A 24,870-nucleotide genomic window follows, 5' to 3' on the forward strand; every position below is an offset into this window, starting at 1 on the left:
TTCCACGTTATAAACCTGCACTTATGTACCGGTGTTTCCTGTTGTTGGTCGTAGGCATGCTTTTGCCCGCTATCGTACCTGCACAAAGTATGGCAGAAAGAGCCACGTATTTTATCCGCCTGTTAAGCCCGGAACAGCAATCCCAGGCGCTGTTTCCCTTTGATACCAGCGAGCGGTATCATTTCTCCTATATTCCCCGGGATGACCGGAAAGGTATTGCGGTAAAAGCCCTGAATACCGCGCAGCGGAACGCTTTGATGGCATTGCTGGGCACGGCGCTGAGTGCGGTAACAGTAAAGCAGGTAAATGATATTATGCAGCTGGAGTTGATATTAAAGGAACTGGAACATAGGACCGCCAACGATAATTATCGTGATCCGGGAAAATATTACCTCACCATTTTTGGTGTTCCCGGCGCCAATACCACCTGGGGGTGGCGATTTGAAGGGCATCATGTGGCATTTAATTTTTCGGCAGATAAGAACGAACTGGTGGCCGCAACGCCGGCATTCCTCGGCTCCAATCCCGCCGTTGTGCCGGAGGGCGCCGACAAAGGCAAAGAAATACTACGGGAAGAAACGGTGCGTGGATTTACTTTAATCCAGGCATTGACCGCTGCAGAAAGAGAAAAAGCACTTATCGCCACTGCAGCGCCTGCTGAAATTATTACAGGGGCCAGCAGGCAGGCCATGATAGCGCATCCGGCAGGTATTCATTACAGTGAGATGAGCGCTGCCAGCCAGCAGCTATTGCTAGCGCTGATCAGTATATACGTACATCGCTATACGAAATTGTTTGCCGATGAAATGCTGAAAGAAATTCAACAGGCCGGACTGGATCAACTCAGCTTTGCCTGGGCGGGAAGTACGGAACGTATTCCTGGAAAGCCTTATTACTACCGGATTCAGGGGCCTACTCTGATTATTGAATATGATAACACGCAGAATAATGCTAACCACGTACATACGGTGGTACGCGATCTGAAGCGCGATTTTGGCGGGGATGTGTTGCTGGAGCACTATCGGGATGCGCATCGTTAAAAGCAGAAGGCTTAAAGCAGAAAGCAAAAAGCTATTATAGCGAATGTCCATGGCGGTTTAAAAATTTGCCAGGATCATCCTCCATAACAGCTTTTTGCTTTCTGCTTTAAGCTTTCGGCTCTATCAGCGGCTTGCTGTCTTGATTTTAATAGCTTCCAGTTTGGCGGCCATTTCAGTCACCTTATCGGGATGCTGTGTGGCTACATTCTGTTGTTCATGGGCATCTTTGCTCAACTGGTACAGTTGAGGCGCCTGGTCATTCCCCAGTTCTATATTAACGGCCTTGTCGATTTTTGCGCCTTTGGAAGGGGTAATATATTTCCAGTCGCCTTCGATGAGCGACAGTGTGCCGGCATGTGTAACCAGGGATGGGCGGCTGTTGTGCGACTTCCCCAGCAGCTGTGCCAGCATATCAAAGCTATCGGGCGCTTCTTCGGCGTTGGTAAGGGGTTGGCCGGTTAAATGTGCCAGCGATGCAAACAAATCTATCTGGCCAATCAGTGCCGTGGAGTTGCCGCCGGCCTTTACGCCTGCGGGCCACTTCACGATGAAAGGTACCCTGGCGCCGGCTTCAAAGGCGCTGTATTTACCTCCGCGCAGAGGCCCTCCTGGATGGTGGTTGCCTACCAGTGCTGCTGCCTGGTCGAGATAACCGTCGTTGAGCACGGGGCCGTTGTCGCTGGAGAAAATGATCATGGTATTATTGGTGAGGCCAAGGCTGTCGACTGCCTTTACAATTTGCCCTACGGTCCAATCGAGTTGCAGGATGGCGTCGCCGCGCAGGCCCATACCGCTTTTTCCCCTGAACTGGCTATGTGGATAGCGGGGTACATGGATATCGCCGCTGGCGAAATAGAGGAAGAAGGGCTGTTGTTTATTGTCGGCGATAAAGTGAATGGCTTTTTCGGTAATGGTGCCGGCAATGTCGGCATCTTTCCAGCGGGCGCTGTTGCCGCCGCTCATCCAGCCAATGCGGCTGATACTATCTACGATGGTTTGATTATGTCCCTGGTGTGGATCGGGATGCATACGCAGTTTCTCCGGGTTTTCCAGGCCAGTGGGATCGTTGCCTATTTTATGGTGGTAGTTGACTGTGATAGGATCTTTTGGATCGAGGTTTACTACGTCGTGATTCTCTACAAATACGCAGGGCACCCGATCTAGTGTAGCAGGCATAATGAAGGAGTAAGTAAAACCCACTTCCAGTGGTCCCGGCGATATATGGGCGTTCCAGTCAATCCCAGCTTGAGTGCCCAGTCCCAGGTGCCATTTGCCGATAGCGGCGGTATGATACCCGGCATCTTTTAGCATTCCGGGCAAGGTGCGGTGATCGGTGGGAATAATCAGGGAGGCATCTCCAGGGGCGATACCTGTATTACGCTGGCGCCAGGGATATTTGCCGGTCAGCAGTCCAAAGCGCGAAGGCGTGCAGGTAGCCGAAGTGGCATATGCATTGGTAAAGCGAACGCCCTGTTTGGCGAGGCGGTCGATGTTGGGCGTTTTGATTTTTTTCATGCCGTAGCAGCTCACGTCTCCATAGCCCAGGTCATCGGCGTAAATGATAATGATGTTGGGCTTTTGTTGTGCGGCAACGGTTAGGCTTAATAGTCCGAAAATTAGGCTGGTCGCCACTTTCCTGGTAAAAGAAGTACGTGTCATCAGGTGCTTTTTCATTAGTTTTTCACTGTTTACTGTGGGTATAATGGCGTTGGAAGGAATACCATGATGCGGATAAAGATAGTTTTTCTGGTATTAATAAACCAGATTGAGTATTTTAATAGCCCACGCTAATGAAATACTAAACAGTGACCACAATGAAAACCTTATGCTTATCTGTATTGCTCCTCGGCCTGGCATTGGCAACCAGTGCCCAACAACCCGCTGGTAACTGGGAGCCACCGCATACCCTCGAAGAACTACAGGCAGCGCCGGTGGCATTGATCCCGTTTCCACAGCAGGTAACCTGGCAGGCAGATCGGTGGCATCCCAATACGCCGCAGGTACTATTATATGAAGAAGTGGACAAGGCACAAATCAAAAATGCCATAACCGCCCTGCAGGCGGTGCTATCTGCCGCAGGCATTAAAACGACCGTTCGTGGTATCCCCGTCGGCGCAAAAGTGCCACGCCAGGCTGTTTGGCTGAAAATAGATACGGCGTTACCACTGAAGGCAGAGGGCTATCAACTGGATGTGAGCGCCGCGGGAGTGCGCATTACCGGAAAGGACGCTGCCGGCGCATTTTACGCCATACAAACATTGAAAGAGCTCCTGCCACTGGCTGGTAAACGTATAAGCGTACTGGGCTGCCATATCACGGATGCACCGGCATTTTCCCTGCGCGGATTTATGCATGATACCGGTCGCAATTTCCGGGACATAGCTTCTCTTAAAAAAACGCTCGACCTGCTGGCCGCCTATAAGTTCAACACTTTCCACTGGCATCTGACAGATAATCCCGCCTGGCGCCCGGAAAGTAAGGTATTTCCGCAGCTGAATGATCCCAAAAACAGGAAACCTGGCCGGGATCCGGGAAAGGGCTACAGCTTTGACGAGATACGCGACCTGGTGGCGTATGCTCGTGAACGTTGTATCACCATTATCCCCGAGCTGGATATGCCCGGGCACAGCGCTTACTTTGAGCCCACCTTCGGCTTTAAAATGGGTACGCCCCAGGGGATGGAAGTGCTGGAAAAATTGATCGATGAGTTTTGTGCGGAAATCCCCGCAAGCGATTGTCCCATTATCCACCTGGGTTCCGACGAAGTACATATCCCGGATCCAAAGTTGTTTATGCAGCGGATGGCCGGCCGGGTAAAATCCCACGGCCGCCGGGTAATGGTCTGGAACCCTGGCCTGCAGGGACCTTCGGGCACCATAGAACAGCTTTGGTACGATATGGATCCATCGGAACTGCATGCCTCTGCCAACCATCCTTATGTAGACTCGTACGCAGGGTATCTAAATTCAGGCAATGCGCTCAACTTAATACAACGTTATTTCTTTCAGCAAGTATGTAACCGTCCACAGGGCGATAGCCTGGCTTTAGGCGGTATTCTTTGTTGCTGGCCGGATACCAGGGTGGTCGATAAAGAAAAAATTCCGTTGCATAACCCGGTGTGGCCGGGGGCGCTCACATATAGTGAGGCAATATGGTGCGGACGGCCGGGGTACAACGGTAGCTATATGCAGGTAATGCCGGGCAAAAATACCCTTGCCTGGCAACATTTTCATGAATTCGAGAAGCGGTTGGCTTTCCACCGCGATCACTATTTTACTGACACGCCTTTCCCTTTCGCGGCATTTAGCGAGGTAACGCTATCGTTGTCGGGGCCATTCGCCAGGACGGCAGGCGAGCCGGCCGACGCCAGTTTTGCCCCTGAAGCAGGCAGCATGGGCACTGTTTACCCCCTTACCGGCGGCGTGCAAATGTTGCCAGAGGTAATTAAATATTATCATCTGCCGGATAGTACGCTGGAAACCCTGTACCTGTCGACGGAAATATACAGCGAAACGGCCCGTCAAATTTACGCCTGGATTGGTTTTGAAACGGCGGCCCGCTCCACCCGCCTCAGTGCGGGTATACCGGCAGCCGGCCAATGGGATGCCAACGGAGGCAGTGTGTGGGTAAACGGGAAACCACTGCCGGCGCCGCAATGGCAACAGCCAGGCGCCAATCGTTACCTGACCCATACCTGGGAAAGACCGGGAAATGAGATCCCCTTTACCGATGAAGAGTTTTTTTGGTCGAGGCCACCGGCGGCCATCGCGCTGCAAAAGGGCTGGAATAGGATATTAATTCGGGTGCCCCGTAGTTATGCCGAACAAAACTGGCAATGCGCTTTTGTGCCGGTGAAGGTCGGTCCTAATGGTCGCTGGGTCGAAGACTTGTCGCTTCGCTTCCGTTAATGTTTACGGATTGCCTCCGACAGGAGAAAGGCTACCCGCGCGGCTACCGTATCCAAAGGCAGGTGTACCAGGGTGTAACCCAGCTGCTGGTACACCTGCACCATTACTTCATAAGTGGCTACTGCCTCATCGAATGATTGCTTCCGCTCTGTATCGCGGGTATAGATGTGCTTCCAGGGCGGTGTAATGAATACACGGTTGTTGCATCGATACTGGCGGGCGGCCCGGCGCATGAAGTCTGGCACGGGTAGTCCGCACAGTTCCAGGTAGCCGATAGTATCGGCAATGCCCCGGTCAAAAAATAGGGGCCGTGTCTGTGCCGATAGTTGCTCAAAGTCCTCAATGGCCTGGTCAAACATCAGCCGGGCAAAGGCCTGGCGGTCCTGCCATGGGAGCGCCACACCCCCGGTAGCTACCTGTTGCCGGATAATTTCCCGGCCACTTTCAGAAACAGTCAGGTAGCCTTGTTCTTGTAAAGCTGCTATCACAGACGTTTTTCCCATACCGGGACCGCCCGTGAGCACGAAGAAATTGTCTTTTGTCATGATGTAAAGAGAAAAAAAGTGTGGGGGAGAGGAGATAAGTAACTGCAATCTCGTGAAAAAAATCCGCAATGGGAAAAACACCCGGAAAAAGTGCGCGCATTCGGAGTATCTTTGCCGGACCTATGTTGCATGCAGTAAAGCGTTTCGTTTATCAGGGCCTGGAAAATTGCTGGGATCACGTTGTCAAGTTAGGGGTGCATCCGGCATTGCCCTTTATTGAGGCGAGGCGCACGATGCTGATGAATCTTCTGGCACTGCCCACCATACCTTTCACCCTATTTTTCTGTATACTGAATGCATGCGAGGGTCGCTACCTTCTTGCTATATTGAATTTTTTTAATACCGGCACTACGGTAGCAGTATTGTTCATGCATAAATACCGGATGTACCTTGGCGCCCGGCTGGTGTTGCTCGTCGTCAGTGTTTTAATCTATTCATTTTCGGGCTTATATTTTCATAATGGGGCGGAATATTTCCTGCTCAATATCCTCATCGTGAGTATCCTGGTATATGACAACAAATGGGTAATCGGGATTTTAAGTGTAGTAGTCACCGCTGCGTTTTTGCTGATTGTTTTTATGCCACAATCCTGGTACCTCGCCCCACCAGTGCCGTCGGAAAGGGTACGGGCCAATGTAGCCGTATCCCTTACGTTCCTGATCTCAGCCCTTTATTTTTTTAAACGTATCCAAACCGATTATCAGCTGGAAATTGAGAAGCAGCGCCAGGTGCTGCAGTCCATGAATAAAGACAAAGAAAAACTCTTTTCCATTGTAGCGCATGATATCCGGAGCCCGCTGGCTACGCTGGAAAGCTTACTGGATATGTACCTGAAGGGGCAATACTCGCGGGAAGACATGGGGGAAGCCGCCGCCGTACTGCACGAAAAAGTAGCACAACTGGGGGGGACCCTTGATAATATGCTGCGTTGGAGTACCCGGAGTATGAAGGGGATCCAGACCCGCCCACAGGATTTCCTGTTGGCGCCTGTGCTGACCGAAGTACTCAACTTTTTTGAACTGATTATCCAGCAAAAGCAAATCACCGTAGAAGTACGGGTACCGGTCAATACCTCGCTGTATGCCGATCGTGACCAGGTATCGGTGATCCTCCGCAACCTGTTCAGCAATGCCCTTAAATTCAGTTACCCTGGAGGAAAGGTGGCCATAACAGCCAGCCAGGGGCCGGAACATGTAATCATTGCCGTCACTGATCACGGAGTAGGTATGAGTGTACAGCAGCTGAAGGCGCTCTTTACTTCCCAGCCATTTCCTACCTACGGTACCGGGGGAGAAAGAGGCACTGGTCTTGGCCTGATGCTGTGCCGCGAGTTTGTAGAACATAATCGCGGAATCATTGATGTGGAAAGTGATCCTGAAAGGGGCACTACTTTTACCATACAACTCAGCAAAGGGGATATCGATATGAACGAGCCGGCCATAGCCAACTAGCGTTTTACCCTTTGTTTTTGTTTTATCTTTGGCCCCTAAACAAGGGCCTTATGAATATCCTGGTAATTGAAGATGAACAACGGGTAGCGGAAATGATTAAGAAAGGGTTGGAAGAACAGGGCTTCCGGATATCATTGGCTTATGATGGAGAGATGGGAAAGAAACTAGCCCTGTCCAATGAATACGATCTCATTATAATGGACATTATCCTGCCGGGGATCAACGGGCTGGATCTCTGCAAACAAATCCGCAGCGTACTGCCCGACTGTCCTATTATCATGCTCACCGCCCTGGGCACTACCGATGATAAGGTAGAAGGCTTTGATGCCGGCGCCAACGACTACCTCGTAAAACCCTTCGATTTCCGGGAGCTGCATGCCCGCATCCGCGCATTAACTAAGCGTAGCCAGGCCGGCAACCCCTATAGCCAGGGATTTACCCTCCGCTTTGCTGACCTGGAAATGAACCTGCAAACTAAAATTGTGAAGCGCGACCAGGTAGTGATTGATCTTACCCCGAAGGAATTCCGGTTGCTGGAGTATATGATGAAAAACCCCGAACGGGTGCTGTCCCGCACGGAAATAGCAGAGAAAGTATGGGATACCTTCGATTCCGGTACCAATTTTATTGATGTATATATTAATTACCTGAGAAAGAAGATCGATAAAAATTTTCCTACAAAACTCATCCACACCCGGTCTGGCATGGGTTTCATATTTAAAGCAGAGTGAAAATAAAAATCCGGCTCATATTATTGTTCCTGGTGCTCTTTGGCGGGCTGTTGCTCGCCTTTGCGGTATTCATATATATTTCGTCGGCGCGTACCCGCAAAGATGAATACTATGAACACCTGAAAAGGGAAGCCATCACCAAAGCCAATATGCTGCTGGATGCCAAAGTGTCGGCCGGCGTATTACAGCTCATGTATAAGAACGCCGACAATGCCCTGTTTGGCGAAGAGGTGGCACTCTATGATACCGCGTTTCACCTGTTGTACCACGATGCCGTGCAGATCGACAAGGTGAAAGAAACCAAAGCTATGATCAACGACATCCTGCAGCAATCTGAAATCAGGTTTGAACAAGGGCGCCTGCAGGTAGTAGGATTGCTCTTTGAACACAACGGCACTCACTATGTGATTACGGCAGCGGCCATCGACAAGTATGGGTTGCAACGTCTGCAGCGGTTTAAATACAGCCTGGTCTTTTCTTTTATCGGCATTATCGGTTTGACGATTATTGCCGGCTATTTCTTCGTGGGTAAAGCCCTCAAACCTGTGGCTGATATGGTAGATAAGGTAGAAGAGATTACCGCTACCAACCTCGATTTAAGAGTGCCGGTGCAAAATGAGAAAGATGAAATCGGGGAGCTGGCCACCACTTTTAATAAAATGCTAGACCGCCTGGAAAACTCTTTTGATGCGCAGAAACAGTTTGTCAGCAATATCTCCCATGAACTGCGTACCCCGCTGGCCACCATTGTAGGAGAGCTGCAGATTGCGCTCACGAAAGACAGATCAGGCCAGGAATACAAAGAGGTTATTCTCCTGGCCCTGGCCGATGCCCGGCGCCTGGTAAAGCTCTCCAACGGTTTACTCGACCTGGCCAAAGCCAACTATGATCAAACGGAAGTGAGTCGCCGGGAACTGCGGATCGACGAACTGCTGATGGATGCCCGCAGTGCGGTGATCAAAACTGCCGAAGATTATAAAGTAGACATCCGGTTTGAACAGGAAATAGAAGACGATGATTTTATTTCTGTTAACGGAAACGAATACCTGCTGAAGGTAGCTTTTATTAACCTGATGGAAAATGCCTGTAAATTTTCTGCCGATCATCAATGCACCGTGTCTATCAGTTACCACGAAAATAAGCTGGTGCTCCGGTTTATGGACCGGGGAATCGGTATTGCGGATGCTGATATTCCCTATATCTTTACCGCCTTCTTTCGCGGTGGCAATAACGATTTTACCCGGGGCAACGGGATTGGTCTTTCATTAACCCAAAAGATTATTGCCATGCACGAAGGCACCATCAGCGTGTGGTCGCGCACCGGCGAGGGAAGCATATTTACAGTGGAAATGCCTCACCTTTCTCGCTAATAAATTTCTAATAAAATTCTGTTCACCTTCTAATGGCCTTTTACATGGCACGGTCTTACTTTTGCATCGCATTAAAACATCAAACTATGGACGCTGGTCCGGAACGTTACTTTATTTTTTCATCTCCTGCCTGACCACACAGCCCTGCTGTGCCATCAGCAGGTTAAATTGAGTGCTGTGTTATACTTATCCAATACCATCAACAAACACCCGCATTTTGTTCGCAGCTATGCTTTCCGGAAGAAATCCGGCCTTCCCGAAATCCGCCGCATTTTGCCTGGTGGCAATGAAGCCGCTACTACCAGCCGGTTACAACAGGTAGCTGCCGCCGATCAGCCGGAATACCTGTCCATATTAGATAGCCAGCTGGAAGGGCTTACCCCTGCACAAGCCAGGAAGCGTTTAGCGCTTGCTGGCCTGAATGAAGTACAGCATGAAAAAGCGCCTTCCTGGTATCAGCAGCTGTTGCAGGCCTTTGTGAACCCGTTTATAGGCATCCTGCTGGCCATTGCCGCCATCTCTTTTATCACCGATGTATGGCTGGCAGCCCCCGGGGAAGGCGACTATAAAACGGTGACCATGGTAGGGATTATGGTGTTGGTAAGTTCGCTGCTGCGCTTTTTCCAGGAGTACCGCAGCAACCGCGCAGCGGAACAGCTCAAGAGTATGGTGAAAACTACCGCCACGGTATTACGCAAGCCACGGGAAAAAATAGAAACCGATATCCGGCAACTGGTGCCGGGTGACCTCATCTTTTTATCTGCCGGCGATATGATTCCCGCGGATTGCCGTATCGTACAGTCGAAAGACCTGTTCGTAAGCCAGGCTATGCTTACCGGCGAATCGCTGCCCGTAGAGAAGCGAGCTTTCCCTATACCAGATGCCGCTCATAAGTCTGTACTGGAACTGGATAACATCTGTTTTATGGGTACCAACGTGGTGAGCGGCGCTACTACGGCAGTTATCGTGCATACCGGCAATCAAACCTATTTCGGTTTTCTGAGTAAAGCTATCACCGGCAAGCGGGCGGAAACCAGCTTCGATAAAGGCGTTAACAAGGTGACCTACCTGTTGATTCGCTTCATGCTGATAATGGTACCGCTGATTTTCCTGATCAATGGCTTCGTTAAAGGCAACTGGTGGGAGGCGCTGTTGTTCGCCATCGCGGTAGCCGTAGGGTTGACCCCTGAAATGCTGCCCATGATCGTTACTGCCAACCTGGCCAGGGGAGCGGTAGATATGAGCAAACGTAAAGTGATCATCAAACGGCTGAACGCCATCCAGAACATCGGCGCCATGGATGTACTCTGTACCGATAAAACCGGCACGCTCACCATAGATAAGATTGTGCTGGAAAGACATCTCAACATATTGGGAGAGAACGACGAAGAAGTGCTGAAATGGGCCTATCTCAACAGCTACCACCAAACGGGCCTCAAAAACCTCTTGGATGTTGCCGTACTGGAACACATAGAACTGCACGACTACCTGAAGGTGGAAGAACACTACCTGAAAGTAGATGAAATCCCTTTTGATTTTCATCGCCGCCGCATGTCTGTGATCCTCAGGCAGCGCAACGGAAAACAGTTGCTCATCTGCAAGGGCGCAGTGGAAGAAATGGTGAACTTATGTACCCACGCCTTTGACCCGGGAGAGGATAAAGAACTGCATATAGAATCCGATAACGTGATTCCGATGGACGAAAAAGTACGGCAAAATATCCTTCGTATTTCCGGCAAGCTGAACGAAGAAGGGTTGAGGGTACTGCTGGTGGCCATCCGCGAGTTCGATGACCGGGCGCTGACTTACACCGTGGAAGATGAAAAAAATATGATCCTCACCGGTTTTATCGGATTCCTGGACCCGGCCAAACCATCTGCTAAAGTAGCGATTGATGCCTTGCAACAACTGGGCGTAAGGGTGAAAGTATTGACCGGCGACAATGAAATTGTAACAAAAAAGATTTGCCGCGAAGTAGGCATCCCTTTCTCCGACATCCTGTTGGGGAAAGACCTGGATAATATGACTGACGACGTATTACGGGAGAAAATAGATGAGGTATCCATTCTGGCCAAGCTTAGTCCTGTCCAAAAGTCAAGAGTGGTGAAGCTATTGCAGGCCAAAGGGCACACCGTAGGGTTTATGGGAGACGGCATTAACGATGCTGCTGCACTCCGGGATGCTGATGTAGGCATCAGCGTAGATACTGCAGTGGATATAGCCCGTGAAAGTGCAGATATTATTTTACTGGAGAAAGATCTCATGGTGTTGCGTAAAGGTGTGATTTATGGCAGAAGGACTTTTGGCAATATCATCAAATATATCAAGATGACGGCCAGCAGCAATTTCGGGAATATGTTCAGCATGATAGGCGCCAGCGCACTGCTGCCTTTCCTGCCCATGCTGCCGGTACAGATCCTGGTGCAAAACCTCCTATACGATATCTCCCAGGTTTCCATTCCCTGGGATCATATGGACAAAGATTTTATAGAACAGCCCAAGAAGTGGAATGCAGGCGATATCTCCCGGTTTATGTTATTCATAGGCCCGGTAAGCTCCCTATTCGACTACCTGACTTTTGGCGTGATGTTTTATGTATTCAAAGCAGCTACACCTGACCACCAGCGCCTGTTTCAGAGCGGGTGGTTTGTAGAAGGGCTGCTGTCGCAAACATTAATCGTACATATGATCCGTACCCGCAAAATTCCTTTCATCCAAAGTTGGGCTACGGCGCCGGTAGTAGCGTTAACTACGACCATCATGCTGATCGGGATCGCCATTCCGTTTATGCCCTTTGCGTCCGTATTAGGTCTACAGGCGCTTCCGTTGGCATATTTCCCCTGGCTGGTAGCTATTTTATTCGGTTACTGCCTGCTCACCCAGGCGATTAAAAATTGGTATATCAAGCGATTTAACCAGTGGTTATGACCTCCACAAAAAAATGGCGCATTGCCATTCTTATATTGGTCCTGTTGTTGCTGGCGATCGACTGCTGGTTGAGCAGTCATCGCCACCCGGGATAGCTGTACTGACATTACCCGTTAATCCAATAATATCATGAAGAAGAATTTGATTGCTGTCGGCATGCTGACGGTGACTGCCTGCCATCCTGTAAAACAAACGGATACCGCGGTGACGGCTGTATCTAAAGGAGATACCATTGCGCTCCCTGCCGGTGCTCCTTTACGCAACAATCTCCATACTGCTGTAGTAGAAAGTTTGCCTTACCGCCTGCAAGTGAGCACCGCCGGGATAGTAAAAGCTATTCCTACCCGGTATGCGGAGATAGCCCCACCTTTCGGAGGAAGAGTTACGAGGTCTTATCTACAGCTGGGAATGAAAACCCAGCCCGAAACGCCCTTATTCGAAATCAGCTCCCCGGCATTTTTTGCTGCCCAAAAAGTCTTCTTCCAGGAGAAGAGCCAGCTCCAACAGGCCGAGCGGGCCTGGAAGCGCCAGCAAGACCTGGTAGCTCACGGTGTGGGTACGGAGAAAGACCTGGAAGAAGCCCGTACAGCCTATGAAGTAGAAAAGAAAGAATATGAAAATGCGCTGATGGGTATCCGGCTTTTCAAAGCAAACCCCGGGCAGTTGTCGCTGGGCCAGCCATTGGTTGTACGCGCGCCGGTAGCAGGAGAGGTGATCGATAACAAAGTGGTATTAGGCCAATTCCTGAAGGATGATGCGGCCAGCGTGGCCACTATTGCCGATTTATCGGAAGTATGGATTGCCGGCCAGGTAAAGGAAAAAGATATCCGCTTTATACACCGGGACGATGATTGTGATATTACGATCGCCGCCTTACCGGGTATCGCTCTCAAAGGAAAAGTATATCATATAAATGCAGTGGTAGAAGACGATACCCGTAGTGTGCCTGTACTGGTGACAGTAGCCAATCCCTCGCATGCGCTTAAACCGGGCATGTATGCCACAGTGAATTTTATGGCTCCTTCGGTACTGGCACTGCAAATTCCCGCCACGGCATTATTGCAGGGCAGTGAAGCACCTTACGTATTTACCGTTACGCCCGATGGCAGGTATGTAAAACGTACCGTCGTTACCGGTAGTACACAGGACAGTATGCTGGTCATCACCAGTGGTTTACGGGAAGGCGACCGGATTGTTACCCGGGGAGCATCCTATCTCCCGGACATCAAATAGACTCCTATATCTATCAATGATTTTTTATGAAGCAATTAATATCTACCGCTATTAAAAAGCGTTGGCTCTTTGTCGTGCTTTTTATTCTCCTCGCACTTTTTGGTTACTATTCCTGGAAACAGTTAGCTGTAGAAGCTTACCCGGATATTGCTGATGTTACCTCCCAGGTGGTGACACAGGTACCCGGCCTGGCGGCAGAGGAAGTAGAACAACAGATTACCATCCCGGTAGAGCGGGCGCTTAATGGCATGCCCGGTATGCATGTGATGCGCAGCAAAAGCACTTTTGGGCTGTCTGTTATTACCATCGTATTTGAAGATGGGATGGAAGACTACTGGGCCCGGCAGCGCATAACAGAACGGCTTAATGACGTAAGTCTTCCTTATGGTGCCCGGCCGGGACTCGACCCACTTACATCGCCCATCGGGGAAATATATCGTTACATTATTGAAAGTAATCACCACGACCTGCAAGCGATTACCGACCTGCAAAATTGGACGATCATCCCCCGTATTAAACAGGTACCCGGCGTGGCAGACGTGACTAATTTTGGTGGCATCACTGCACAATACCAGGTAGAAATAGACCCGCAAAAGCTGGAGCAATACCATATTGCACTGGCAGATGTACAGGCGGCCATTAACAACAACAACGCCAATGCTGGTGGCAGCGTATTCAATATCGGGGAACTGGGTTATGTAGTGCGGGGTATCGGGTTAGTAAAAACGCTGGAAAGCCTGGGCAATGTAGTCGTGAAATCTATAAATGGCGTACCTGTTTTACTGAAAGACCTGGGAAGCCTGAAGTTGGGCAACCTGGAACGCAAAGGCATACTGGGTTACACTGACCGACAGGTGAATTATAGTGAAGGGGATGAGGGCATTGTGCTGCTGCTGAAAGGCCAGAACCCGTCAGTGGTACTGGAAGGCATACACGCTGCAGTAAAAGAATTAAACGAACATATTTTACCGGCCGGTGTGCGCATTCGTCCTTACCTTGATCGTGCCCAGTTGATCGACAACACCTTGCAAACGGTATCGCATACACTCCTGGAAGGTATCGGGCTGGTGATCATTGTCCTTATTATCTTCCTTGGTAACTGGCGTGGGGCGCTCATTGTGGCCATTACTATCCCGTTGGCGCTGCTGATCGCATTTATCCTGATGCACTTCACAAAGATTCCGGCTAACCTGTTGTCGCTGGGAGCGGTGGACTTTGGGATCATTGTAGATGGCGCCATTGTGATGATGGAAGCCGTGCTCAAAAAACGGGAGAATCATCCGCAAGGCTGGCTGGAGGAACAGCCAGTTGCAGCCACCGCCGTGGCAGTAGCAAGGCCTATTTTGTTTGCTACCATTATCATTATTACCGCCTATTTACCTTTGTTTTCTTTTGAAAGAGTAGAACGCAAGCTGTTTACTCCTATGGCCTTTACCGTGGGATACGCGCTGTTGGGGGCCCTGGCAGTCGCGCTACTGCTCATTCCTGGTCTGGCGTTTACGGTATACCGCAAGCCCCGCAAGTTGTATCACAACAAATGGTTGGAACAGCTCACGGCTTCGTATAGCCGTGCCCTCCAACAGATCATGAATAAGCCGAAGCGCGTATTTGTCCCGTTGGCGCTGGTGCTGGCCGGCGCCATCATCTTGTCGGTAACCGTGGGGAAGGACTTCCTGCCGCCGCTGGATGAAGGCTCTATCTGGCTACAGGTTCAGCTACCGCCGGGTATTACCCTGCAGCGTTCCAAAGAAATGAGCGATACGCTACGGCAGCGTACTATGAAATATGGAGAAGTGACCTATGTGATGGTACAGGCGGGCCGCAATGACGATGGTACCGATCCATGGACAGCCTCCCACTTCGAATGTTCTATTGGTCTGAAGCCGTATAGCCAATGGCAACATGGCAGAACTAAAGCGCAGCTGATCAATGACCTGGCGGCCGAATATGCGTCCATGCCGGGGTACACGATAGGCTTTAGTCAACCGATGATCGACGGTGTGATGGATAAAATTTCCGGCGCCCACAGTGAGCTGGTAGTAAAAATATATGGAGATGATTTCAAAGAAACCCGCCGCATTGCGGAAGAGGTAGCCACCACCCTGAAAAATATTAAAGGCGCTGCCGATGTGGCGATAGACCAGGAGCCACCGTTACCGCAGCTGCAAATTGTGGTAAACCGGGATGCCATGGCCCGTTATGGACTGAATGTAAACGATGTATCGGAGCTGATAGAAGTAGCGATCGGCGGGAAGACTATCTCACAGGTGTTTGCCGGCAATAAGGTATACGATGTGATTTGCCGGTATACTGATGAAAGCCGTAATACACCGGACAAAATAGCAGGACTAATGCTGACGGCAGCTACCGGTGCTAAAATCCCTTTGTCGCAGGTAGCTACCGTGAAAACGGCTACGGGTGAGAGTACGATCACCCGGGAGCTGAATAAACGACACCTGACGGTGAAGCTGAATCTCCGCGGTAACGATCTGACTACTTTCCTACAGGAAGCACAGCAAAAGATTGCCAGCGATATTTCGTATGACCATGAGCGCTATACGATCAAATGGGGCGGGCAATTTGAAAATCAGCACCGCGCTTATGCGCGATTGATGATCGTAGTGCCGTTGGCGTTAGCTATCATGTTTATGTTGCTCTATGGTGCTTTCGGCCGCTTCCAGCAGGCAGGCCTGATATTGAGTATTGTGCCGCTGGCCTTATTCGGGGGCATGCTGGCGCTGAATATAAGGGGAATGACCCTTAATGTATCTTCTGCAGTAGGTTTTATCGCTCTTTTTGGGGTAGCTATTCAGAATGGGGTGATATTAATTGCACAAATCAACAACCTGCGAAAACAGGGATACGACCTGCTGACCGCCGTTATTGAAGGAGCGCGCAACCGTTTCCGTCCCGTGCTGATGACGGCTGCTGTAGCCGCTCTGGGCTTGCTGCCGGCATCATTTGCCACCGGCGTCGGTTCAGATGTACAGCGCCCCCTGGCTACGGTGATCGTATATGGTCTGTTTGTGGCTACGGCCATTACACTCTTTGTTCTGCCAGCGCTGTATTACCTCATCGAACGCAAATGGAATTCCTCACCTGTTAAATGAAATAATGATCGGCTTATGTTGAAAAAATATATGATACTGGCCTGGGGGCTGCTGTTGCTATCAACAGCGGCCCTGGCCCAACTGGATACCAGCTTTCATTCAATGCCCGTGTCGCTGCCAGCGTATCTCGGGCAGGTAGGGAGGCAACACCTGGGATATGCCGCAGAAAAATATAACGTGAGCATTGCGTCGGCGGCAGTGGAAAGCGCCAAAGTATTCCCGGATCCGCAGTTGTCCGTGGAGGGTTTCGACAACCAACACCGGAAGCTGGGATTGTCTTACGGCTACAACGTGGGCCTGGGTACTACCCTGGAGCTTGGACGGAAAAGGAATGCCCGTATAGAGCTGGCCCGCGGCAGCCTTGAACAGCGGCGTGCATTGCTGGAGGATTATTTCCGCAACCTGCGCGCCGATGCGGCTGCCGCTTATTTCAACGCCCTGCAGCAACAACAGCTGTTGCAGGTACAGCAAAGTTCCTATGCCGTTATGCGACAGCTGGCCGATGCCGATGCCATCCGCTTTCAGAAAGGCGTTATAACGGAAATGGATGCACGGCAATCCAAATTGGAGGCTGACCACCTGCTCAATAGTGTATGCCAACAACAGACCGACTGGAAAACAGCCCTGGTGCAGTTGAGTGCGAACACCGGCGCCCTGCGTGCCGATACCCTGTTGTTGCCGGCAGCCGATACCCTTACCCTGGACCGCTCATTTGTGCTCATGGATTTAATCACGCAGGCACAAACATCCCGCGCTGATGCGGTGGCCGCTAATGTAGCAAGGGCGGTAGCAGATAAAAACCTGGCGCTGGTAAAAGCCAACCGGAAAATAGATCTCGGTGTAAACGTAGGGTTGGGATACAATGCCCAGGCCACCAGTGAAATAGCTCCTACACCGCGGTATATGGCCACTACTGCCGGCGTGTCCATTCCCCTGAAAATCGCTAACCACTACCGGGGCGATTTAAAAGCCGCACAGTATACCGTAAAGCAGGCGGCAGTTACTTATCACCAGGTGCTGCTGCAGATACAGGCGGAGGTAACACAAGCCTGGTATAATTACCATGCGGCCGCTCAGCAGCTCCTGCAATTTCACGAGGGGTTGCTCAACAATGCGCAGAGAATATTGGATGGCAAAATATACAGCTACCGGAGAGGGGAAACATCGCTGCTGGAAGTATTGAATGCACAACGCACCTGGAACGAGCTTCAACAAGACTTTTGCGGGGCGCAATATCACTATGCCACCACCCTGGTGGAGCTGGAACGTGCTGCCGGCATCTGGGATATAGAATAAAGCGCAAATTGACTATCTTGGAAATATGGAACAACCCAAAAAAGTATGCCTGGTAACAGGCGCCAGCAGCGGTATTGGCTATGCCATTGCCCATGCCCTGATAACAGATGGCTATATTGTAGTAGCCACCGCACGCCGGGAAGAACGGTTGCATGAACTACCTGCCGGCGACAAACTTTTACTCGCCGGCAACCTGAGCGATCCTGCTTTCCAGGACCGGTTGGAGGAGCAGGTCTTTGAAAACTATGGCAGGTGTGATTACCTGTTTAACTGTGCCGGCGCTATCACCAACGGTACCATCGAGGAAATAGATATCGATAAGGTAACGGATATGATTGAACTGAATATCACCGCTACTTTCCGGTTAACCTATAAATTCCTGAAGCGTTTCCGGAAGCAGGGATATGGGCATGTAATCAATCTCTCCAGTATACTCGGTACCAAAGTAAGGCCAACTGCCGGCGCCTACGCGGCCAGCAAATACGCTATGGAAGCCCTGTCGGAAGCATTGCGTATGGAGCTGGCCGGAAGCGATATACAGGTCACCTGTATTGAACCAGGATTGGTAATGACGGAATTGCATAAAGATTGGGACGTACATCCCAGCAAGAGTATGGGTATCCGCGAGCCCTTGCTGCCCGTGGATATTGTGGCTACCGTGAGGTTTATTATGGCGCAGCCGGCGCATGTAAGAATTCCCAAACTGATGGTATTACCCAAAGATCACCAGATTTAATGTGCATTGGTTAAAATCGTCTCCCTCTTTACAGGACGCTACAGGATAGTTTTCTGCAGGGCATCGATTATATTGTTGGAAGATGAATGCCACGCATATGAAAAATTACCTTATTCCATTCCTCTTGTTGTTGACTGTTGACACTACTGTATCCGCTCAATCGGGGCCTGTAAAATTTACTAAACAGGTGGTGTCAGCAGAAAGTTATGAATCGGTAGCTGCATTTGATGTCAACAACGATCATATTCCTGACCTGGTATCAGGCGCCTACTGGTACGAAGGGCCGGCATATTTCAGGCGCCACTACATAGGGCCGGTAAAGCAGTATGGCGAATACTGGGACGATTTTTCGACCATCCCGTTTGATGTCAACGGCGATGGTCGTATGGATTATATTACCGGCGGATGGTTTGGGAAAACGTTGGTGTGGAAAGAGAATCCGGGCAATGACCAGGAATGGAAAGAACATATCATTGCCCAGCCGGGCAATATCGAAACCACCCGTGCCTGGGATATTGACGGCGATGGGATACCGGAAATAATACCCAATACGCCGAATGAGCCGCTGATTATTTACCGGCATATAAAAGGCAGTGATCAATTTACAGCGCATAAAATCCAGGACCAGCCTTCCGGCCATGGGTTGGGATGTGGTGATATCAATGGTGATGGCAGAAAAGACCTGGTGGTACCCGGCGGTTGGCTGGAAGCGCCCGCCGCGCCGTTTACCGGCCACTGGACATTCCATCCGGAATTTAACCTGGGCACTGCCAGCGTACCTGTTATTGTAGCAGATGTAAACGGCGATGGACTGGCCGACCTGGTAGTGGGGCAGGGACATGGATATGGGTTGGATTGGTATGAGCAGCAGAAAGATGCCAAAGCGGGTAAACGCAGCTGGATCAAACATGCCATCGATCCCTACAACTCCCAGTACCATACCATGGCCTGGGTAGATATAGACGGCGACGGCGCGCCGGAGCTGGTAACAGGTAAGCGTTACCGGGCGCATAATGATCATGATCCCGGATCGGCTGATCCTTGCGGCATCTATTATTTTAAATGGAATGGCAGTTCCTTTACCAAACAGGTAATTACATACGGAGAGAAAGGGGCGGGGCTGTATTTTGATATATACGACCTTGCCGGCTCCGGCAAAAAAGATGTGATCGTAGCCGGCAAGGACGGGTTATTTATTTTCAGATCTTTATAAACTCTACGCGCCTGTTATTGGCTTTTCCTACTTCGGTGCTGTTATTGTCGACCGGTTGCGATTCGCCTTTACCATTTGTTTCCATTCTGGCCGCATCGATGCTAAAGTTGCTCACCAGGGCTGTTTTCACGGCCGCAGCGCGGCGTTTCGACAGGTCCAGGTTGGCCTGGTCGCTGCCATCGGCATCGGTATGCCCTACAATATTTACCCGTACAGCAGGGTTTTCAGCAAGTACGGCGGCAATGTCTTTCAGCGCGCCATACGACTCCGGCTGGATCGCGTCGCTGTTGGACGCGAACAGGATGCCATGGGTCGTGAACTTTCCTTCCGTGATCAGTTTATTGCGGGTATCCGGGGCGCCCACCGCCAGGCGGATATTGCCCAGGTAAAAGGTGCCTCCCTGGTTGTCGTAGTCGGGGGCGTAAGCCGCAAAAGTGAGGGCATTGAGTACTGCGCCTGCATCCAATGCGCGGGGTAAATCCAGGATTTTGGTACTGTCGAGATATACCCGTACCCGTTGTTTCTGCCGCCAGATGGATACCCTAACGGCATTTTTCTTGGGCACATTGAATACCGGCAGGGTAGTCAGGGTATTATTACCGATTAAGTTAGAGGAATATTGCAGCTGCCCATCGCCCGAGTACTTCGGGTATAACGACACTTTGAAAGAGGGGACGTCGGTAACCAGGCTATTATTGCCGTTCCGGAATTTATCTTCTGCCGTGGCGGCTTTTAGCAGCGAGATGGTAAACGCACCGATGCCCGCAATACCGTTGCTGGCCATTACATCCGCTTGCAGGGTAAAGTTATCCGGCAGGTTGCTGGTAATGTATTCAGGGAAGAAAATGCCATCCTGGGAAATGCTCAGCCATTTTCCCGGGCGATTGCTCACCGTCACGATCTCTGCGCCGGAATGGGTATTCCACTGGCCGGGAAATTCGCCGACAGGATCCTGGGCAAAATTTTCCTCTACGATGATCTTCTCTCCCGGAACAAAGTCAAAACGGGAGTAGGCGGTAATGCCGGTCGTAGTATTCGTATTGGCTTCGCCGTTAGATACAGGACTGCTGCTACCGGCACCAGCAGTTGTAGTAGTGGTGGCAGCAGGTTTATCGGTCGGAGCACTGTCCTTTTTTTTGCCTTCGGTGGCTTTGTCAATGGTCTGATCTATCTTGTCATTGACTTTCTGTTGTACTTTGTTTTTCAGACGATCCAGGAACTGTGCATGTGCACTATGCCCCAGGCTACAAACAATTACTGCGATGACTAGCTTTTTCATGAGGTTCTTTTTTTCTATAAAGACGATGCAAGATAAGCATGTTGCCTTTCGCAGTAAAATCATTTTTACGTTATTCCGACCGGTGATGGGCAAGCCAGTTTTCAATAGCGGCGCCTATATTGGCCGTTAACACGGTTTCATTATCCTTACCGTCTTCAAACCAGTGATTAGCTCCTTCGTTGTCCTGGCGCCTTTGCAGGTGAATGGTTTTCTCCGGGATCCGGACAATAAATCCATTTTCATCTTCCTGCCGCACGGATATTTCGTGGTTGTCGATTTCAACTTGAAAAGTACTCATAGCTATAAAGTTTATTTTACCGGTACAATCATTATGCCCTCTATATATTATATGCAGTAGGTTGAAGGTTTTTTTGTTTCTTCGCAGTCGAGTCCTCTTTATCCTATTTTAAGAATATCAAAAGGTGCGTATGATTATTAAAGAGTTACCTGTTGTCATTGAAACCCCGAAAGGGAGTAGTGAAAAATATGATTTTGACCCGGTCACACGTTTTTTTGTACTTAGCAAGATATTGCCCGCCGGAATGGTATTTCCCTATGATGTAGGCTTTATCCACGGAAGCAGGGGGGAAGACGGAGACCCGCTGGATGTGTTGGTGATTTCTGAATTCAAAAGTTTTCCCGGCTGCCTGATAAAATGTCGTCTGCTGGGCGCTATTAAAGCCGAGCAAAGGGAAAAGGATGGCACCGCCGTACGTAATGACCGCTACATTGCAGTGCCCGTGGTTTCCAAAGCATTTAAAGGAGTGGATGTGGTATCTACTCAAACCATCCGGGAAATAGAGGCTTTCTTTATGGCCTATCATGCGCAGGATGGTAAACAGTTTAGCCCGCTAGGCTATATTGAAGCGGCGCCGGCATATGAACAGATAAAGTTTGCGGATAAATAAACCATTAACTCAGCGATAAAACCCCCTTCAGCGCGCGATATGGATGATGCTGCCAGTCCACGTATTCCCCATTACATGTTTCGACACGATTATTGTTATTGTTATAGAAAGGGAAGCAGTGCAAACGCTGCTTCCCGGGTAAAAGGCCCTTGTAGCGCCAGGCCCGGACAGCCGCTATCGGCGTAAAACAGACCGGGAGCAACAACAGGATTTCTACCATTATCAAATGAAAAAGAGTACTGTGCTGCGTTTTCTGTGCATTTTTTTACACAATTTTTGTGTTGGATTGTGGAATTTTAATGGCAGGCGATCACAGGAAACCAACGTATTTACTATTATATTTTTTGTGCGATGATAAACGCCCCACTTACGGCAACTTTAAGAGAAGAAACAGCAGCGTATGAATTTCTCTCTGGCGGAGGTGAAACAGGTGAACTGATCCGTTCTTTCAACTGGGATGCGTCCGCCCTGGGGCCGGTTAATCAATGGCCGTCTTGTTTAAAGACCTGTATACGTATTTTGCTCACTTCCCCCCAACCCATGTTTTTATGGTGGGGCCAGGATGGTATCCATCTTTACAACGATGCCTGTAAAGCGTTGCTGGGCGACAAGCATCCGGCTGCGATGGGCCAGCCGGCAGCCATAGCCTGGAGCCGGTTGTGGGAACAACTGCAACCACGGTTCAGTAGCCTGATGAATGATGAAACCGTTACTGCCGGTACACCATTGCTGCAAATAGTACAACAGGAAGGCATATACTATCATTTCAACGGCAGCCCTATCCCGGATGAAACCGGCCATATTGCAGGCGTAATGGCCATCGGCGCTATTGCAGATAACAGTCACCCGCTACTGGCTTACACCAAAACGGATGTCAGCGGCTTTACCCGCGACCTGCTCCACCACTTCGATGATATTATTGCGCAAACCGGCTTAACGCTGGTGGTTAATTTTGATCCTGTTACCCCGGAAATATATATCGACCGCGATATGTGGGAGAAAGTGTTGTTTATCCTGCTCACTAACGCGCTCCGGTATACATTGCAGGGTGGCGTTGCCGTAAGGCTTTCCCAGGAAGAGGGAACACTGCAGCTAACGGTATCCGATTCGGGCGTTGGTATAAGCCATGCCATGCAAACTGCTATCGGGGAACGTTGCCTTCACAGCGACGCGCCTAAAACAGGCCTTGCCCTGGTGGATGAACTGGTAAAGCGGGATGGAGGCGCATTTGAGATAAGCAGCACCGTGGGAGAAGGAAGCGTTTTTCGTATTACCTTTCCCGTTGGAAAGGAGCACCTGCCCGCAGATAAGGTGATCAATGGAGATGCCGCCATCGTCTATAAATTATATCCCGATTTCACGCCGCATCAGATAGCCGCTACCAGGAAGTTGAAACAGGAAGTGGATGACCAAAGGTACCGGCGATTGCTGGAATGCTTACCGGCAGCTATTTACACCTGCGACAAAGAAGGCAGGCTATTGTTTTTCAATGAAGCGGCTGTGCAGCTTTGGGGTAGAACGCCTCAACCAGGCATAGACAAATGGTGTGGCGCCTGGAAAATTTATCAGCTGGATGGCACTACGCCCATCCGCTTCGATGCTATTCCCATGGCCCAGACCATTAAAAGCGGCCGTCCCGTAAGAGGCCAGCAGATGATAGTGGAACGGCCCGATGGCCGCCGCCGAATCGTGCAACCTTACCCCGATCCTTTGTTCGACGCCAACGGACAACTCGTGGGTGCGGTAAATATGCTGGTAGATGTTACCGACCAACGGGCCAATGAAGAATATATTTCCCGCATGGCTGCCATCGTGGAGTATTCCGATGATGCCATTATCGGGAAAACACTGGAAGGGATCGTAACCAGCTGGAACCCGGCGGCAGAGCGGCTATTTGGATACACCGCAGAAGAAATGATCGGCACCTCTATTACGCGGATCATTCCGCCCGATAAACTGATGGAAGAACCGATCATCCTGCAGCAACTGAGGGCGGGTCAGCGTATCGATCATTTTGAAACTAAGCGCGTGACCAAGGACGGCACCCTGCTCGATATTTCCCTGACCATCTCTCCTGTAAAAGACTTACAGGGAAATATTATAGGCGCCTCCAAAATAGCCCGGGATGTTACCCATCAGCGGGAACTGTTTTCCGCCCTGAAAGAAAGTGAATCCAAATATATGCAACTGGCTTTCAAGCTGGAAGCCATGGTAGAACAGCGAACCAACGAACTGGTGGAAGCCAATTTCTATCTCCGGAAATCCAACCAGGAGCTGGAACAATTTGCCTACATCACCAGCCACGACTTACAGGAACCCCTGCGTAAGATCCAAACCTTTGCGGGCATGCTGTACAACAATAGCAAAGATGTTTTGTCGGAAACCTCCCGTATTTATATCGATAAGGTGATGCTCAGCGCCAAACGGATGTCGCAGCTGATCAGCGAATTGCTCGACTATTCAAGGCTCATCCACGTGAAAGATCCTTTCGTAGAAACGGACCTCAACGATATATTGGTAAAAGTGCTCAACGATTTTGAAGTGCTGATCGGTCAGCGTGACGTACAAATCAGCATCTGCAACCTGCCCTGCCTGATGGCGAGCCCGTTGCAGATGAACCAGTTGTTTCATAACCTCCTGGGTAATGCCATCAAGTTTTCATCGCCCAATCGGAAGCCGGTGATCGAAATCTATGCGGAGCGTTTAGGCGTTGCCGATATAGCGGCCATGCCTGAGCTGGATGCCGGCAGGGAGTACCATGCCATTGTTGTAAAAGACAATGGGATCGGTTTTGACCAGATTTATTCAGAGAAAATTTTCCAGATATTCCAACGCCTGAACGACCGAACCGCCTTCGAAGGAACCGGTATCGGCCTGGCGTTATGCAGTAAAATTGCCATTAACCATAAAGGCATTATTTATGCAACCGGCGTACCCGACGAAGGCGCCTGTTTCCGGGTGATCTTGCCGGCATGAGCATGTTGTGATATTGTTAATTGTACACGTTTTGAGCAGGAAATATCCCCGGGGATTTTTCCAGGTGCTTTTCCCGCTGTAATATTGCAATTGTTACAACAAAAAAAGGAAATCGTGTGTTTTTATAGGTTATATAACACGGATAG

At 50.2% G+C, this 24,870-nt stretch carries 17 protein-coding genes; 13 read left to right on the forward strand and 4 right to left on the reverse strand.

What is annotated here, in order from left to right:
* The first annotated feature begins 23 nt into the window (after positions 1-23).
* Positions 24-1,040 (forward strand): DUF3500 domain-containing protein, encoded by a 1,017-nt coding sequence (locus HGH90_RS26480; protein WP_169192261.1) that lies wholly within the window; start codon positions 24-26, stop codon positions 1,038-1,040.
* Between the two features lie 123 nt (positions 1,041-1,163).
* Here the strand turns inward: HGH90_RS26480 and HGH90_RS26485 are convergent, their stop codons facing one another.
* Complete coding sequence (locus HGH90_RS26485; protein ID WP_169192262.1) at positions 1,164-2,714, reverse strand: sulfatase family protein; 1,551 nt, start codon at positions 2,712-2,714, stop codon at positions 1,164-1,166.
* 140 nt (positions 2,715-2,854) lie between these two features.
* On the opposite strand from HGH90_RS26485, the gene HGH90_RS26490 reads away from it, so the two are divergent.
* A complete protein-coding gene (locus HGH90_RS26490; RefSeq protein ID WP_169192263.1) occupies positions 2,855-4,948 on the forward strand; it encodes a family 20 glycosylhydrolase in 2,094 nt (697 codons plus the stop codon).
* On the opposite strand, the gene HGH90_RS26495 is transcribed toward HGH90_RS26490, so the two are convergent.
* Complete coding sequence (locus HGH90_RS26495) at positions 4,945-5,493, reverse strand: AAA family ATPase (protein WP_168762764.1); 549 nt, start codon at positions 5,491-5,493, stop codon at positions 4,945-4,947. The two genes, HGH90_RS26490 and HGH90_RS26495, sit on opposite strands and share 4 nt — an antisense overlap.
* A 68-nt stretch (positions 5,494-5,561) precedes the next feature.
* Between HGH90_RS26495 and HGH90_RS26500 the strand changes: the two genes are divergently transcribed.
* From HGH90_RS26500 to HGH90_RS26540, 9 genes are all read left to right on the forward strand, one after another.
* Positions 5,562-6,944, forward strand: a complete 1,383-nt coding sequence (locus tag HGH90_RS26500) for a sensor histidine kinase (RefSeq protein WP_169192264.1) — start codon at positions 5,562-5,564, stop codon at positions 6,942-6,944.
* Positions 6,945-6,994: 50 nt separating this feature from the next.
* Positions 6,995-7,675, forward strand: a complete 681-nt coding sequence (locus HGH90_RS26505; RefSeq protein ID WP_168762767.1) for a response regulator transcription factor — start codon at positions 6,995-6,997, stop codon at positions 7,673-7,675.
* Positions 7,672-9,045 carry an ATP-binding protein gene (locus HGH90_RS31865; RefSeq protein WP_169192265.1) on the forward strand — a complete coding sequence of 458 codons (1,374 nt, stop codon included), beginning with the start codon at positions 7,672-7,674 and terminating at the stop codon, positions 9,043-9,045. Before HGH90_RS26505 ends, HGH90_RS31865 begins: the two co-directional genes overlap by 4 nt.
* 177 nt (positions 9,046-9,222) lie before the next feature.
* Positions 9,223-11,973: a magnesium-translocating P-type ATPase gene (mgtA, locus tag HGH90_RS26515; RefSeq protein WP_211172689.1), complete on the forward strand. Its 2,751-nt coding sequence runs from the start codon at positions 9,223-9,225 to the stop codon at positions 11,971-11,973.
* A 129-nt stretch (positions 11,974-12,102) separates the two neighbouring features.
* Entirely contained in the window at positions 12,103-13,206 is a 1,104-nt protein-coding gene (locus tag HGH90_RS26520) for an efflux RND transporter periplasmic adaptor subunit (RefSeq protein WP_169192266.1), read from the forward strand.
* A gap of 26 nt (positions 13,207-13,232) precedes the next feature.
* Positions 13,233-16,316: an efflux RND transporter permease subunit gene (locus HGH90_RS26525; protein WP_169192267.1), complete on the forward strand. Its 3,084-nt coding sequence runs from the start codon at positions 13,233-13,235 to the stop codon at positions 16,314-16,316.
* 15 nt (positions 16,317-16,331) lie between these two features.
* Positions 16,332-17,612, forward strand: coding sequence for a TolC family protein (locus HGH90_RS26530; RefSeq protein ID WP_168762771.1), 1,281 nt, complete (start codon positions 16,332-16,334; stop codon positions 17,610-17,612).
* 25 nt (positions 17,613-17,637) lie between these two features.
* Positions 17,638-18,348: an SDR family oxidoreductase gene (locus HGH90_RS26535; RefSeq protein ID WP_168762772.1), complete on the forward strand. Its 711-nt coding sequence runs from the start codon at positions 17,638-17,640 to the stop codon at positions 18,346-18,348.
* 97 nt (positions 18,349-18,445) lie between these two features.
* Positions 18,446-19,561 carry an FG-GAP repeat domain-containing protein gene (locus tag HGH90_RS26540; RefSeq protein WP_169192268.1) on the forward strand — a complete coding sequence of 372 codons (1,116 nt, stop codon included), beginning with the start codon at positions 18,446-18,448 and terminating at the stop codon, positions 19,559-19,561.
* Here HGH90_RS26540 and HGH90_RS26545 read toward each other — a convergent pair.
* Together HGH90_RS26545 and HGH90_RS26550 are read right to left on the reverse strand one after the other, a co-directional pair.
* Positions 19,548-20,840, reverse strand: coding sequence for an OmpA family protein (locus tag HGH90_RS26545; protein WP_169192269.1), 1,293 nt, complete (start codon positions 20,838-20,840; stop codon positions 19,548-19,550). The genes HGH90_RS26540 and HGH90_RS26545 overlap by 14 nt on opposite strands.
* Positions 20,841-20,910: 70 nt before the next feature.
* The gene (locus HGH90_RS26550) at positions 20,911-21,138 is read right to left on the reverse strand and encodes a hypothetical protein (RefSeq protein ID WP_168762775.1); all 228 of its coding nucleotides are present in this window, start codon (positions 21,136-21,138) and stop codon (positions 20,911-20,913) included.
* 130 nt (positions 21,139-21,268) lie between these two features.
* Here HGH90_RS26550 and HGH90_RS26555 point away from each other — a divergent pair, with 130 nt between their 5' ends.
* Both HGH90_RS26555 and HGH90_RS26560 read left to right on the forward strand, forming a co-directional pair.
* The gene (locus HGH90_RS26555; RefSeq protein ID WP_168762776.1) at positions 21,269-21,748 is read left to right on the forward strand and encodes an inorganic diphosphatase; all 480 of its coding nucleotides are present in this window, start codon (positions 21,269-21,271) and stop codon (positions 21,746-21,748) included.
* 351 nt (positions 21,749-22,099) lie between these two features.
* The gene (locus tag HGH90_RS26560) at positions 22,100-24,724 is read left to right on the forward strand and encodes a PAS domain S-box protein (RefSeq protein ID WP_169192270.1); all 2,625 of its coding nucleotides are present in this window, start codon (positions 22,100-22,102) and stop codon (positions 24,722-24,724) included.
* The last annotated feature ends 146 nt before the right edge of the window (positions 24,725-24,870 follow it).

This window comes from Chitinophaga sp. Ak27 (genome assembly GCF_012726295.1).
GTDB lineage: Bacteria > Bacteroidota > Bacteroidia > Chitinophagales > Chitinophagaceae > Chitinophaga.

Coding starts and splice junctions, on each gene's coding strand:
- HGH90_RS26480 (WP_169192261.1), top strand. CDS start 24: ATGTACCGGTGTTTCCTGTTGTTGGTCGTAGGCATGCTTTTGCCCGCT.
- HGH90_RS26485 (WP_169192262.1), bottom strand. CDS start 2,714: ATGAAAAAGCACCTGATGACACGTACTTCTTTTACCAGGAAAGTGGCG.
- HGH90_RS26490 (WP_169192263.1), top strand. CDS start 2,855: ATGAAAACCTTATGCTTATCTGTATTGCTCCTCGGCCTGGCATTGGCA.
- HGH90_RS26495 (WP_168762764.1), bottom strand. CDS start 5,493: ATGACAAAAGACAATTTCTTCGTGCTCACGGGCGGTCCCGGTATGGGA.
- HGH90_RS26500 (WP_169192264.1), top strand. CDS start 5,562: ATGGGAAAAACACCCGGAAAAAGTGCGCGCATTCGGAGTATCTTTGCC.
- HGH90_RS26505 (WP_168762767.1), top strand. CDS start 6,995: ATGAATATCCTGGTAATTGAAGATGAACAACGGGTAGCGGAAATGATT.
- HGH90_RS26520 (WP_169192266.1), top strand. CDS start 12,103: ATGAAGAAGAATTTGATTGCTGTCGGCATGCTGACGGTGACTGCCTGC.
- HGH90_RS26525 (WP_169192267.1), top strand. CDS start 13,233: ATGAAGCAATTAATATCTACCGCTATTAAAAAGCGTTGGCTCTTTGTC.
- HGH90_RS26530 (WP_168762771.1), top strand. CDS start 16,332: ATGTTGAAAAAATATATGATACTGGCCTGGGGGCTGCTGTTGCTATCA.
- HGH90_RS26535 (WP_168762772.1), top strand. CDS start 17,638: ATGGAACAACCCAAAAAAGTATGCCTGGTAACAGGCGCCAGCAGCGGT.
- HGH90_RS26540 (WP_169192268.1), top strand. CDS start 18,446: ATGAAAAATTACCTTATTCCATTCCTCTTGTTGTTGACTGTTGACACT.
- HGH90_RS26545 (WP_169192269.1), bottom strand. CDS start 20,840: ATGAAAAAGCTAGTCATCGCAGTAATTGTTTGTAGCCTGGGGCATAGT.
- HGH90_RS26550 (WP_168762775.1), bottom strand. CDS start 21,138: ATGAGTACTTTTCAAGTTGAAATCGACAACCACGAAATATCCGTGCGG.
- HGH90_RS26555 (WP_168762776.1), top strand. CDS start 21,269: ATGATTATTAAAGAGTTACCTGTTGTCATTGAAACCCCGAAAGGGAGT.
- HGH90_RS26560 (WP_169192270.1), top strand. CDS start 22,100: ATGATAAACGCCCCACTTACGGCAACTTTAAGAGAAGAAACAGCAGCG.